Raw genomic sequence first — 13,776 nt, 5'->3', positions numbered from 1 at the left:
AGCCGCACTTGTATTTGAATTTTTATGGGATGATGGCGCAAGTTAGGGAAGCTTGCGCCAGTCATAGGTTATTTATAAAGTGGTCCAAAGTTTTGGCAGGCGCGGTAGTCTTGACCTTCTTTGTCTTGACCAAAACCGTTCCAAGAGCTTGGGCGGAACACATTGGCATCTTCAACGTTGTGCATGCAAACAGGAATACGCAACATTGAAGCTAGCGTGATGAGATCAGCACCGATGTGTCCGTAAGTGGCTACACAGTGGTTAGCTCCCCAGTTCGCCATTACAGAATAAACATCAGTAAATGCCCCTTTACCAGTTAAACGAGGCGTAAACCAAGTCGTCGGCCAGGTTTCGTTTGTACGATGGTCAAGGGCATCATTGACTTCTTTCGGTAAATCAATAGACCAACCTTCGGCAATTTGTAGCACAGGGCCTAAGCCTTTGATGAGGTTAATGCGGTGCATGGTGAACGGCATGCCACCTTTGGTTAAGAATTGAGAAGATAAACCGCCCCCACGGAAGTATTCGTGTACCGCAGGACACCAACGGGTATGTTCCAAACAACGTTTGCCGTCTTCTTCCGTGACTTCCCATGCAGGTTTGATGATCGGATTGCCATTGGCGTCTTGATGTTGACCTGTACCGTCAAGGGCAGCAGATCCTGAGTTAATTAAATGCAAGAAGCCTTGTTCCGGACGGAAACCGGTAACGCGTTCTACGGAATCTGGGCTCCAGTAAGTCCGTACGTCGGCAAAGATTTGAGCCTGACCGGTGAGTTGATTACCAAGTAACATACAGACTGCGTTTAAACTATCGTTTTCTGTTGCAAGAATGTATGGAGGACGTACGCCATTCCAATCGTAGGTGGAGTTTAGGATGGCTTCCATAAAGTCGCCGTTCGGTAAATGATCGGTCCAATGGCGTTGACCTTGGAAACCGGCAGCAATGGCGTTATGACCAAGTGCTTCTTCACCAAAGTTTAATTTAGCTAATTTCGGATTACCCACCATTAAATCACGGGCAATGATGGTCATTTTCACCACATTTTCCCAAAGTTCAGCGCGTTCTTCCGGTGAGCGTTGATTTTCGGGGCTGTTTACGTCAATCCCATCTTTGCAATATTGTTTCACCCAAGAAAGCGCTAAATCCACTTCTTCCTGATCGTAAATTTTGCGATCCAAGCGGCGTTTGATTTCGGTCATGTCCACATATTCGTTACGCATGCCGAGGTATTCTTGGAAGAATTGTTGGTTGACGATAGAACCGGCGATACCCATGGAAACGGAACCGATAGATAAGTAGGATTTGCCGCGAATAGTTGCAACGGCAAGACCAGCACGTGCGAAGCGTAATAGTTTTTCTTTAACATCGGCAGGAATACTAGTGTCATCTGCTTCTTGTACTTCGGTGCCATAAATAGAGAAAGCCGGTAACCCTAGTTGAGAATGGCCAGCAAGAGCGGCAGCAAGATAAACTGCTCCTGGACGTTCAGTGCCGTTAAAACCCCAAATAGCTTTCGGCATGTGCGGATCCATGTCGATAGTTTCGGAACCGTAGCACCAACAAGGGGTAACCGTAATTGTTAAACCAACATTATTGAGTTTAAATTTTTCTGCGCAAGCGGCTGCTTCAGCAACACCACCGATACAGGTGTCAGCAATCACACATTCCACGAAGGAACCATCGGTGTGACGAATGTGAGTTTGCAATAACTCAGCAACAGATTTGGCCATTTGCATGGTTTGTTCTTCTAATGATTCTCGAACTCCCATACGACGCCCATCAATAGTTGGACGAATACCAATTTTTACACGATTTGATTGAGCGAAAGATGTCATTATAAAAATCCTCCTTACGTTTAACATTTATGATGAAAGGTGAATAAGCTGATATCAACTTAACTTAGTATTATTTTTGATAAAAAGAATGTAATAAGATAGACGAAATGCAAAGTAGATTTCAGATTTGTGAAAGAGATCACACAAAAGAATTATTTTTTTATAAAGTAGATGCCCGATTTTCTTATTTTTATCCTAAAAACAGTCAATTCGGGCATATTTATCTATAAAACAGTCATTGTATCTGTTTTATCACAATATTGTTGTAAGAGTGGCGAAAGGGGGGAATCCGTAAAAATGGTATCCATTTTATTTAGCTCGCTTAATTGTATGAGGCTTTTTTTCTCAAATTTTGACTGATCTGCAAGTAAATAGCATTTTTCTGATGCTTCCATCATTTTTCGTTTTAGTGAGGCATTGAGTTCGTTTGATTCCCAAATATTACCTTCGTTATCAATGCCTGAGCAGGAAAGAATAGAAAAATTGATATGTAAGCGCTGTAATAAATATTCGGATAAAGGCCCATAGAAAGCTTCATATTTTGGAGAGTAAACTCCACCAGTCACTATTGTTTTGATATTGGGCTTATTTACGAGAGCATTGATGTTAAAAATTGAGTTTGTCACAACCGTGCAGGGGATATCAGGCATGAGATATGCAAAGTACCAACTGGTGGAGCTTGCATCAAGGCCAATCACAGCATTTTCATAAAGTAATTCAAGGGCATTTTGGGCAATATGTCTTTTGGCTGCAGCATTGATATGTTGTCGTATTTGAAAAAAAGATCCTATATCATTCGTTTTTCCGCTAACAGCGCCACCATGAATGCGATAGAGTAAACCTTTTTTTTCTAATCGATTAAGATCTCTACGAATGGTCTCTACTGACATTTCGCATTGCTGGGCAAGTTCTTGCACACTAACTTTCCCTTGGTGATTTAGTAGTTGTAAGATGATTTCGTCTCGATTACGCATGCGTACCTCTATGGGTTGAAAAGTTTTTTCTATTATAGGATTTTCTTAAAAAGATAAACAACTTATCATTCAACCCTTTCTACGATAGAATACGCCCAAAAATTTTTTATCAAGAAGAGAAGAATTTATGACAAATAAAGCATTAAGTGTTGTGATTTTAGCGGCCGGTAAAGGCACTCGTATGTATTCTGATTTACCAAAAGTCTTACATAAAGTGGCAGGAAAACCAATGGTAAAACATGTGATTGATACGGCAAATCAATTAGGTGCGGAAAACGTGCATTTGATTTACGGTCACGGTGGCGAATTAATGCGTGAGCGTTTGGCAAATGAAAGTGTGAACTGGGTCGTTCAAGCAGAACAATTAGGTACTGCCCATGCGGTTCAACAAGCTGCACCATTCTTCAAAGATGATGAAAATATTGTGATTTTATATGGTGATGCACCATTGGTGACCAAAGAAACATTGGAAAAACTCATTGCAGCGAAACCGGAAAATGGGATTGCATTGCTCACGGTGAATTTAGATAACCCAACGGGTTATGGTCGTATTATTCGTGAAAATGGCAATGTGGTGGCGATCGTAGAACAAAAAGATGCCAACGCAGAGCAATTAAAAATCCAAGAAGTAAATACTGGCGTGTTAGTGGCTGATGGTGCGCATTTCAAAAACTGGCTTTCTCGTGTGAAAAATAACAATGCACAAGGCGAGTTTTATTTAACGGATGTGATTGGTTTAGCCAACCAGGATGGTTGTCAGGTTACTGCCGTTCAAGCCTCTGAATTTATGGAAGTAGAAGGTGCCAATAACCGTTTACAACTTGCTGCATTAGAGCGTTTTTATCAACGTAAACAAGCAGAAAAACTTTTACTTGCAGGCGTGATGTTAATTGACCCAGAGCGTTTTGATTTACGTGGTACATTAGAACACGGTAAAGATGTTGAAATTGATGTGAACGTGATTGTGGAAGGCAATGTACGTTTAGGTGATCGAGTAAAAATTGGCGCTGGCTGTGTATTGAAAAATGTGACTATTGGTGACGATGTTGAGATCAAGCCTTATTCTGTTTTAGAAGATGCCACAATTGGTGCAAAAGCGGCGATTGGTCCATTCTCTCGTTTACGTCCAGGTGCTGAATTAGCGGCTGAAACCCATGTGGGCAACTTCGTGGAAATTAAAAAATCTACAGTAGGTAAAGGTTCTAAAGTAAATCATCTCACTTATGTAGGTGATACCGAAATCGGAGAGAACTGTAACATTGGTGCAGGTGTCATTACTTGTAACTATGACGGTGCAAATAAATTTAAAACAATCATTGGTAACAATGTATTTGTTGGATCGGATACACAATTAGTCGCGCCTGTTACCGTCGCAGATGGCGCAACCATTGGGGCTGGTTCAACGATCACTCAAAATATTGAGAAAGATGAGCTGGTGATTACTCGTGTGCCACAACGTCATATTCAAGGTTGGCAAAGACCGGTGAAGAAAAAGTAATTAACATTGCAAGGCGAACCAATGTGTTCGCCTTTTATGATTTGATGCCTTTTACTTTATAAAGGTTGTTCGAGTTGCTAAAATCATCGTCCATTTATAAAGACAGATAATTTCCTATGACAAAAAATAAAACAGGACTTTCATTCCTTTGGATAAGTGCGGTCGCTTTTATCCTTGATTTACTGACCAAATATATTGTAGTGCAACGCTTTGATTTATATGAAAGCGTGAACCTATTACCCATTTTTAATTTAACCTACGTACGTAATTACGGTGCGGCATTTAGCTTTTTAGCTGAGCATGATGGCTGGCAGAAATATTTCTTTATCGTGCTTGCGATTGGGATTTCTTTAATGCTGGCTTACTTTATGAAAAATAATTCGGCAGAGCAAAGATTACAAAATTCAGCTTATGCACTGATTATCGGTGGCGCATTAGCCAATATGGTGGACCGTGCGTATAACGGTTTTGTGGTGGATTTCTTAGATTTTTATTGGGATATTTATCATTATCCGGTATTCAATGTGGCAGATATTGCGATTTGTATTGGTGCGGGTTTATTAGCATTAGATGCCTTTAAAGGTGATAAAAAGAGCAGTCAAAAATGAAGATAATTTTAGCTAACCCTCGCGGATTTTGCGCGGGTGTCGATCGAGCCATTAGCATTGTTGAATTAGCACTTGAAATTCATGGTGCACCAATTTATGTACGTCATGAAGTGGTGCATAACCGTTTTGTGGTGAATGGTTTGCGTGAGCGTGGGGCTATTTTTGTAGAAGAACTGAGCGAAGTGCCAGATGGTGCCATTGTGATTTTTTCCGCCCACGGCGTATCACAAGCTGTTCGTCAGGAAGCGAAAGATCGTCAGTTAAAAGTATTTGATGCAACTTGTCCATTGGTAACCAAAGTACATATGCAAGTGGCTCGTGCGAGCCGTAAAGGGACGAAAGCGATTTTGATCGGACACAAAGGCCATCCCGAAGTGGAAGGCACAATGGGACAGTACAACAACGAGGAAGGTGGTATTTTCTTAATTGAAAGCGTGGAAGATATTGCTCGTTTGCCGGTTCAAGAAAATGATGATTTAACCTTTATGACACAAACTACGCTTTCTCTTGATGATACGGCGGAAACTATCAGTGCATTGAAAGACAAATATCCAGCTATTCAAGGCCCACATAAAAACGATATTTGCTATGCTACAACCAATCGCCAAGAAGCAGTGCGTGAATTAGCGAAACAATGTGATTTAGTGGTCGTTGTAGGCTCTAAAAACTCATCGAATTCTAATCGTTTAGCTGAGTTGGCATCGCGTATGGGTGTGAAATCAAAATTGATTGATGATCCAAATGATGTGGCAGCAGATTGGTTTGAAGGCGTTGAAACAATTGGCGTAACAGCGGGCGCCTCAGCACCAGAAGAGTTGGTGCAATCCGTGATTGCTCGATTAAAAGAATTTGGTGCGGATAGTATCGAAGAGCTTCAAGGCTTAGAAGAGAATATGTTCTTTGAAGTGCCAAAAGAGCTACGAATAAAAGAAGTAAACTAATTCTATTAAAAAAGTGCGGTTAATTTACCGCACTTTTTTTGTGTTATTTTATTTTTTATTGTGCACTTTAAGCCATTTTTGCATTTGTTCAATTTCTGCCTGTTGAGCGTTAATAATATTCTCAGCAAGCTTACGCATCTCAGGATCTTTTCCGTATTTTAATTCAACTTCCGCCATTTTTACTGCGCCAATATGGTGTGGCAACATACCTGCTGCAAAAGCAACATCAGGATCTTTATATTGCGCAGCTGCCATCATGTCTTGATGCATTTGACTCATACCTTGCATTAATTCTTGTTGCATTGCAGAATCTGTCGACATTGGCATATTCATGTGTGCTTGATGCGGTTGTTCATTAGCTTGGGCATAAATTGAAACTGCAGCAGCGCTAAGTGTGATAAAAGTCATAAGTTTTTTCATGTTTTTCTCCTATGTGATAACTGAATGAGCACGAATCATAAACCTTGACCTAAGGTTAAAGTCAATATTTATTCCGAAAATTTTTGGTGAGGTGCTAGAATAAGACAATATTTGATATGAGGAACAGAATCATGAAGCAAAAAATTGTGCTTGCCACGGGCAATAAAGGCAAAGTAAAAGAAATGGCAGACGTATTAGCCGATTTCGGTTTTGAAGTGATTGCTCAAACGGATTTAGGCATCGAAAGCCCAGAGGAAACTGGCTTAACGTTTGTCGAAAATGCGATCCTGAAAGCGCGTTATGCATCTGAAAAATCAGGTTTACCGGCTATTGCAGATGATTCCGGTCTTGTGGTGGATGTGTTAAATGGTGCGCCAGGATTGTATTCTGCACGCTATGCGGGTGTAGATGGTGAGGAAGCCGATGCGAAAAATCGTGAAAAATTACTGGCAGAATTAGCTGATGTACCAACTGAACGTCGCCAAGCAAAATTTGTGAGTACGATTGTGTTATTACAATACCCAAGTGATCCTTCTCCGATCATTGCTCAAGGTGAATGTGAAGGGAATATCATTTATGAAGAACGAGGTGAAAACGGCTTTGGTTACGATTCGCTCTTTTTTAGCCCTGAAAAAGGTTGTACTTTTGCAGAATTAGAAACCGTAGAGAAAAAGAAAATTTCTCATCGTGCTAAGGCGTTAGCCATTTTAAAATCAAAATTAAGCGTCTAAAGTGCGGTTAATTTTTAACGAGAATTTAAGGATACAAAATGATTGTGACAACAACCCCTAGTGTTGAAGGGAAACAAATCGTAGAATACAAACAAGTCGTCTTCGGTGAGGTGATTGCGGGTGCAAACTTCATGCGTGATTTTTTTGCTGGCATCACAGATGTGATTGGTGGGCGTTCTAGTGTTTATGAGCGTCGTATTAGTCGCGCGCGTCAAGATGCGTTGAAAGAACTGGAAGAAAAAGCATACGCCTTAGGTGCTAATGCCATTGTTGGCGTGGAAGTTAACTACACAACGGTAGGCACGAAAAGCATGTTTATGGTGATTGCAAGTGGCACGGCAGTGGTGGTGCGCTAAGGTCGTTTTTTCATTTACTTAAATGTAATTTTTGCGATCAGGATCGCAAAAGTGCGGTCAATTTCTTGCGTGTTTTTGGTGTTTCTTAAAAATGTCGCTGTTGATATAAATCAACGGTACTTTTTATTAATAAAGGGCATTTTTATGAAATTGATAAAACATTTATTTAGTTCATTATTTGTTGCAACCACAATGTTGAGCTCGCAAGTGTTTGCAGAAGAACAAGTGGCTGAACAGGCTCAACCTCAAGCGCAAGTTCAGCAACAAACTGCATCACAAACGACACAACAAGCAGTGAGTGATAAATTAAATATCAATACCGCCAGCGCATCAGAAATTCAAAAAGCGCTAATTGGTATTGGTGCGAAAAAGGCGGAAGCCATTGTACAGTATCGTGAAAAGCACGGTAATTTCACTATGGCAGAACAATTGCTTGAAGTACAAGGCATTGGTAAAGCAACCTTAGAGAAAAACCGCGATCGTATCGCGTTTTAATTTGCGTTATTTATACATAAAAAGCGGGATAGTGATATCTCGCTTTTTTTGTATTTGAAGATAAAATTTACCAAAACTTGCAAAATATCAAATTTTTTTAGAATAAGTTGGGGATTTCTTGCAATGGTTTTATAAGAGAGTAGAATACCAAATGGGTATAGGAATACCTATGTTGTAGTATAAGAAATAATAAACCAACTATTTGGAGTTAGATATGGCATCAGAAAATTTAAATCAATCTTCTGTTGCTCTCACACCAGTTGAAGCAACGGATTATGCTGAAAGCGTTGCTGCGTATAAAGCGCAAAAACGCCCATTTTTATCATTTCTGTCTGGTATTAGTGCTGGGGCTTGTATTGCTTTAGCCTTTGTATTCTATACGACGACACAAACAGCAAGCGCAGGAGCGCCTTGGGGATTAACCAAGTTAGTTGGTGGATTAGTCTTCTCCTTGGGCGTAATTATGGTGGTGATTTTAGGTTCAGAATTATTCACCTCTTCTACTTTAACCTTAGTTGCCCGTGTAGGCGGAAAAATAACCACAACCCAAATGATTCGAAATTGGATTGTAGTATATTTGGGCAACTTCATAGGCGGTTTATTTATTGCTGCGGTGATTTGGTTTGGAGGACAAACCATGGCAGCAAATGGTCAATGGGGTTTAACCATTTTGGCAACCGCTCAACATAAGATTCATCATACTTGGTTTGAAGCATTTAACCTTGGTATTTTATGTAACATTATGGTGTGTGTAGCGGTATGGATGTCTTATTCCGGTAAAACTGTTACAGACAAAGCATTTATTATGATCATGCCGATTGGTTTATTTGTCGCATCAGGTTTTGAACACTGTGTGGCAAATATGTTTATGATTCCACTAGGCATTATCACAGCTCATTTTAGTACACCAGAATTTTGGCAACAAATTGGTGTGGATCCAATGAAATATGCAGACTTAGATCTTTATCATTTCATTGTGAAGAATTTAATTCCCGTAACGTTGGGCAACATTGTGGGCGGCGCAGTTTGTATCGGCTTATTCCAACGTTATTTAACTAAAGCTCACTAATGTACTAACGAACTAACAGACTTATTTTTTATCAATTAAAAAAGGAAATGACTATGTCAGAACTTAATGAAGCACAAAAAGTGGCGTGGACAGGGTTCGTTGCCGGTGACTGGCAAGAAAACGTCAACGTGCGTGATTTTATTCAGAAAAACTACACCCCGTATGAAGGTGATGATTCTTTCTTAGCTGGTCCAACCGAAGCGACAACAAAACTTTGGGAAACCGTAATGGAAGGGATCAAAGTTGAAAACCGCACTCACGCGCCATTAGACTTTGACGAACATACGCCTTCAACAATTATTTCTCACGCGCCAGGCTATATCAATAAAGATTTAGAAAAAATAGTTGGTCTTCAAACAGATGCGCCATTAAAACGTGCCATTATGCCATTTGGTGGCATTAAAATGGTGGAAGGATCATGCAAAATTTACGGTCGTGAATTAGATCCTGAAGTGAAAAAAATCTTTACTGAATATCGTAAAACTCACAACCAAGGCGTATTTGATGTTTATACGCCAGACATTTTACGCTGCCGTAAATCAGGTGTACTAACCGGTCTTCCTGATGCTTACGGTCGTGGCCGTATTATCGGTGACTACCGTCGTGTAGCACTTTATGGTGTTGACTTCTTAATGAAAGATAAATACGCACAGTTCTCTTCTTTACAAAAAGACTTAGAAGATGGCGTAAATCTTGAAGCAACTATTCGTTTACGTGAGGAAATCGCAGAACAACACCGTGCATTAGGCCAAATGAAACAAATGGCGGCAAGCTACGGTTATGATATTTCTAACCCTGCAACTAATGCTAAAGAAGCCATTCAATGGATGTACTTTGCTTATCTTGCTGCAATCAAATCACAAAACGGTGCAGCGATGTCATTCGGTCGTACTGCAACCTTTATCGATATCTATATCGAACGTGATTTAAAAGCGGGTAAAATTACTGAGACTGAAGCGCAAGAACTAGTTGACCACTTAGTCATGAAACTTCGTATGGTTCGTTTCTTACGTACGCCTGAATACGATCAATTATTCTCTGGTGACCCAATGTGGGCAACTGAAACCATCGCGGGTATGGGGTTAGATGGCCGTACATTAGTAACCAAAAATACATTCCGTATTTTACATACTCTTTACAACATGGGTACTTCTCCAGAGCCAAACTTGACTATCCTTTGGTCTGAACAATTACCTGAAAACTTCAAACGTTTCTGTGCGAAAGTATCGATTGATACCTCATCAGTTCAATACGAAAATGATGATTTAATGCGTCCAGACTTCAACAACGATGACTACGCAATCGCATGTTGTGTATCACCAATGGTTGTGGGTAAACAAATGCAATTCTTCGGTGCACGTGCAAACTTAGCGAAAACATTGTTATACGCAATCAACGGCGGTATCGATGAAAAATTAGGTATGCAAGTCGGTCCGAAAACTGCACCAATTACTGATGAAGTGTTAGATTTTGACACAGTAATGACCCGTATGGACAGCTTTATGGATTGGTTGGCAAAACAATATGTGACTGCATTAAACGTAATCCACTATATGCACGATAAATATTCATACGAAGCAGTATTAATGGCATTACATGATCGTGATGTATACCGTACCATGGCTTGTGGTATTGCTGGTCTTTCTGTTGCGGCTGACTCACTTTCAGCAATCAAATATGCGAAAGTTAAACCGGTTCGTGGTGATATCAAAGATAAAGATGGCAATGTTGTAGCAAGCAACGTAGCAATCGACTTTGAAATCGAAGGTGAATATCCACAATATGGTAACAACGACAACCGTGTTGATGACATCGCTTGTGACTTAGTTGAACGTTTCATGAAGAAAATTCAAAAACTTAAAACTTACCGCAATGCAGTGCCTACACAATCTGTATTAACCATTACTTCTAACGTGGTTTATGGTAAGAAAACGGGTAACACCCCAGATGGTCGTCGTGCTGGTGCACCATTCGGACCAGGTGCTAACCCAATGCACGGTCGTGACCAAAAAGGTGCGGTAGCATCATTAACTTCTGTGGCTAAACTTCCATTTGCTTACGCGAAAGATGGTATTTCTTATACCTTCTCAATCGTACCAAATGCGTTAGGTAAAGATGCCGAAGCACAACGCCGCAATCTTGCCGGCTTAATGGATGGTTACTTCCACCACGAAGCAACAGTTGAAGGTGGGCAACACTTAAATGTGAATGTGTTAAACCGTGAAATGTTGTTAGACGCAATGGAAAATCCGGATAAATATCCACAATTAACTATCCGTGTATCTGGTTACGCAGTACGTTTCAACTCTTTAACTAAAGAGCAACAACAAGACGTCGTCACTCGTACATTTACTGAGTCTTTCTAAATAAATAGAATTATGTTTTAATACAAACCACTCATAGACTAGTTTTGTGAGTGGTTTATTTTTATATATAGGAGAGCAAATTATGCTAACAGTTATTGCCCAATTTTCAGTAAAAGCGGACAAAATTAATGATTTTCTAACTCAATGCCAAGAATTAATTAAGCATACTCGTCAAGAAACAGGATGCGTATCTTATGAATTACAACAAAATAGCGAACAAGCTAATCATTATGTTTTTATTGAGCAATGGAAAAGCAAGGCTGATTTAGAACAACATTTTGCAACACCACACTTTACTTCAATTGTACCTGTATTGGTTGAGTATTGTGAACAAGCGCCAGTGGTGCAAACCTTTCAAAAAGTTAGCGAATAATGACCGCACTTTGATAAATATATTTTAATTATGAGCCTGATTTTAAGTCAGGCTCATTTTTTATAGATGATATTTTTGGTAAAATTTAGCTAGATTAATTTTTTGGAAATTTATGTATGTCTATGCTAGGAAGAATTCACTCCTTTGAATCCTGTGGAACCGTGGATGGTCCCGGTATTCGTTTTATTTTATTTATGCAAGGCTGTTTAATGCGTTGCAAATATTGCCATAACCGTGATACTTGGGATCTTGATGGTGGGCGCGAAATCAGTGTGGAAGAACTCATGAAAGAAGTCGTGAGCTATCGCCCTTTTATGAATGCAACTGGTGGTGGTGTGACAGCATCAGGTGGTGAGGCAATTCTTCAAGCAGAGTTTGTGCGTGACTGGTTCCGAGCTTGTAAAGCAGAAGGAATTAATACTTGTTTAGATACTAATGGGTTTGTACGTCATTATGACCATATTATTGATGAACTACTCGATGTAACCGATCTCGTTTTGCTTGATTTAAAAGAACTGAACGACAAAGTACACCAGAATTTGATCGGCGTACCGAATAAACGGACGCTGGAATTTGCGAAATATTTGCAAAAACGTAATCAGCGTACCTGGATTCGTTATGTAGTAGTTCCAGGCTATACAGATAACGATCATGATGTTCATCTGCTCGGACAGTTTATTGAAGGTATGACCAATATTGAAAAAGTCGAACTTCTACCTTATCATCGATTAGGTGCCCACAAATGGAAAACCCTTGGGTTTGACTATGAACTCGAAGATGTATTGCCACCGACAAAAGAGTCGCTTGAGCATATTAAAAATATCTTAGAGGGATACGGACACACCGTAAAATATTAAGCGATAGTATGAAATGGTAAACAGCAAGCTTCAGTAAGCTTTAAGGAGAGAAAAATGAAAAAATTAGCATTAACGTTTTTAGGTGTAGCCCTTTTAGCAGGCTGTTCAGCTGTCCAACCGCCACTTTCTCAAGAAGAGGTGAAACTAAGCCCTCCTTCAAAAGATAGAGTGGGTTATGTTCGATTGGTAAAAGATAAAAATTACTATATTGATGCTGATTCTATTTGGGTCGATAACCAAGATTTAAACCAAGTGCATTTTGATGCAGTCGTAAATTTGGATAAAGGTTTATATGTGTATCCAAACGAAACTAGACGTTATGCACGTTCTGTTCGCCAATATAAAATCTTAAACTGTAAGAACTACCATTTAACCCAAGTTCGTACCGATTTTTATGATGATTTCTGGGGCGAAGGTTTACGTGCAGCACCGAAAAAACAAGAGAAATACACCATTAGTTTAAAGCCGAATACAACGCTCTATGCTGCCGCACAAATCATTTGTGTGAACTCAGATAGAAAACCTTCTTTAGAGTTAGAAGGCTCAAAAGCAAAATAATCAATCAAAGTGCGGTTAGAAATAACCGCATTTTTTATATCTATAAAACTAATGAGCAAGCAATAAAAAACGGCCAATATTCATCAAATATTGACCGCTCTTTTTATCTCATTATAAAAGATTATTTCACACGAGAAACGTATTCGCCTGAACGAGTATCGACTTTAATCACTTCGCCGATTTGAACGAAAAGAGGTACTTTCACTACAGCGCCAGTGCTTAATGTTGCTGGTTTACCGCCTGTACCGGCTGTATCACCTTTAAGGCCCGGATCAGTATCGATGATTTCTAATTCTACGAAGTTTGGTGGTGTGATGCTGATTGGTGCACCATTCCATAAAGTCACGATACAATCTGCTTGATCTAACAACCATTTTTCTGAATCACCTACTGCTTTTGCATCAGCAGAGTATTGTTCGAATGTTTCTGGGTGCATGAAATACCAGAATGCATCATCTTTGTATGAATAAGTGAGGTTAAGATCCATAACATCAGCAGCTTCAACCGAAGTACCAGATTTGAAGTTTACATCTAATACTTTGCCTGAAATTAATTTACGAATACGAGTACGAGTAAAAGCTTGGCCTTTACCCGGTTTAACGAATTCGTTCTCAACGATCACACAAGGCTCACCGTCTTGCATAAATTTTAGACCTGGTTTGAAATCACTGGTAGTATATGTAGCCATATTA

The 13,776-nt window shown here is 39.8% G+C and carries 15 protein-coding genes; 11 read left to right on the top strand and 4 right to left on the bottom strand.

The window, feature by feature from the left end; translation table 11 throughout:
- Window positions 1-68 precede the first annotated feature (68 nt).
- Window positions 69-1,838: an L-fucose isomerase gene (gene fucI, locus EL215_RS01430; protein WP_126469724.1), complete on the bottom strand. Its 1,770-nt coding sequence runs from the start codon at window positions 1,836-1,838 to the stop codon at window positions 69-71.
- Window positions 1,839-2,062: 224 nt separating this feature from the next.
- Window positions 2,063-2,812: a DeoR/GlpR family DNA-binding transcription regulator gene (locus EL215_RS01425; RefSeq protein ID WP_065242721.1), complete on the bottom strand. Its 750-nt coding sequence runs from the start codon at window positions 2,810-2,812 to the stop codon at window positions 2,063-2,065.
- A gap of 127 nt (window positions 2,813-2,939) precedes the next feature.
- Between EL215_RS01425 and glmU the strand changes: the two genes are divergently transcribed.
- The 3 genes from glmU (at window position 2,940) to ispH (ending at window position 5,859) form a co-directional block, all read left to right on the top strand.
- Entirely contained in the window at window positions 2,940-4,310 is a 1,371-nt protein-coding gene (glmU, locus tag EL215_RS01420) for a bifunctional UDP-N-acetylglucosamine diphosphorylase/glucosamine-1-phosphate N-acetyltransferase GlmU (protein WP_126469722.1), read from the top strand.
- A gap of 116 nt (window positions 4,311-4,426) precedes the next feature.
- Window positions 4,427-4,918 carry a signal peptidase II gene (gene lspA / locus EL215_RS01415; RefSeq protein WP_126469720.1) on the top strand — a complete coding sequence of 164 codons (492 nt, stop codon included), beginning with the start codon at window positions 4,427-4,429 and terminating at the stop codon, window positions 4,916-4,918.
- Window positions 4,915-5,859 carry a 4-hydroxy-3-methylbut-2-enyl diphosphate reductase gene (gene ispH / locus EL215_RS01410; RefSeq protein WP_049372702.1) on the top strand — a complete coding sequence of 315 codons (945 nt, stop codon included), beginning with the start codon at window positions 4,915-4,917 and terminating at the stop codon, window positions 5,857-5,859. The genes lspA and ispH overlap by 4 nt, the downstream gene beginning before the upstream one ends.
- Before the next feature lie 48 nt (window positions 5,860-5,907).
- On the opposite strand, the gene EL215_RS01405 is transcribed toward ispH, so the two are convergent.
- Window positions 5,908-6,279: a CopM family metallochaperone gene (locus EL215_RS01405; protein WP_049357924.1), complete on the bottom strand. Its 372-nt coding sequence runs from the start codon at window positions 6,277-6,279 to the stop codon at window positions 5,908-5,910.
- A gap of 131 nt (window positions 6,280-6,410) precedes the next feature.
- Here EL215_RS01405 and rdgB point away from each other — a divergent pair, with 131 nt between their 5' ends.
- From rdgB to EL215_RS01365, 8 genes are all read left to right on the top strand, one after another.
- A complete protein-coding gene (gene rdgB, locus EL215_RS01400) occupies window positions 6,411-7,010 on the top strand; it encodes an RdgB/HAM1 family non-canonical purine NTP pyrophosphatase (protein ID WP_049357925.1) in 600 nt (199 codons plus the stop codon).
- A gap of 38 nt (window positions 7,011-7,048) precedes the next feature.
- A complete protein-coding gene (locus EL215_RS01395) occupies window positions 7,049-7,366 on the top strand; it encodes a heavy metal-binding domain-containing protein (RefSeq protein WP_049357927.1) in 318 nt (105 codons plus the stop codon).
- A gap of 144 nt (window positions 7,367-7,510) precedes the next feature.
- Window positions 7,511-7,861, top strand: coding sequence for a helix-hairpin-helix domain-containing protein (locus EL215_RS01390; protein ID WP_126469718.1), 351 nt, complete (start codon window positions 7,511-7,513; stop codon window positions 7,859-7,861).
- 214 nt (window positions 7,862-8,075) lie between these two features.
- On the top strand, window positions 8,076-8,930 hold the full coding sequence (gene focA, locus EL215_RS01385; RefSeq protein WP_049357930.1) for a formate transporter FocA: 855 nt from the start codon (window positions 8,076-8,078) through the stop codon (window positions 8,928-8,930).
- A 53-nt stretch (window positions 8,931-8,983) separates the two neighbouring features.
- Window positions 8,984-11,296 (top strand): formate C-acetyltransferase, encoded by a 2,313-nt coding sequence (gene pflB, locus EL215_RS01380; RefSeq protein WP_164757046.1) that lies wholly within the window; start codon window positions 8,984-8,986, stop codon window positions 11,294-11,296.
- Window positions 11,297-11,378: 82 nt separating this feature from the next.
- Window positions 11,379-11,669 (top strand): putative quinol monooxygenase, encoded by a 291-nt coding sequence (locus tag EL215_RS01375; RefSeq protein ID WP_005636456.1) that lies wholly within the window; start codon window positions 11,379-11,381, stop codon window positions 11,667-11,669.
- A gap of 116 nt (window positions 11,670-11,785) precedes the next feature.
- On the top strand, window positions 11,786-12,526 hold the full coding sequence (gene pflA / locus EL215_RS01370) for a pyruvate formate lyase 1-activating protein (RefSeq protein ID WP_126469714.1): 741 nt from the start codon (window positions 11,786-11,788) through the stop codon (window positions 12,524-12,526).
- A 54-nt stretch (window positions 12,527-12,580) separates the two neighbouring features.
- Window positions 12,581-13,084, top strand: a complete 504-nt coding sequence (locus EL215_RS01365; protein WP_126469712.1) for a surface-adhesin E family protein — start codon at window positions 12,581-12,583, stop codon at window positions 13,082-13,084.
- 121 nt (window positions 13,085-13,205) lie between these two features.
- On the opposite strand, the gene efp is transcribed toward EL215_RS01365, so the two are convergent.
- Window positions 13,206-13,772, bottom strand: coding sequence for an elongation factor P (gene efp, locus EL215_RS01360; RefSeq protein WP_049357938.1), 567 nt, complete (start codon window positions 13,770-13,772; stop codon window positions 13,206-13,208).
- Window positions 13,773-13,776 lie beyond the last annotated feature (4 nt).

Origin of the sequence: Haemophilus parainfluenzae (assembly GCF_900638025.1) — a bacterium.
GTDB lineage: Bacteria > Pseudomonadota > Gammaproteobacteria > Enterobacterales > Pasteurellaceae > Haemophilus_D > Haemophilus_D parainfluenzae_J.
Note: the sequence above shows the minus strand (reverse complement) of the source record. Positions and strands in the feature narration are given on the sequence as shown.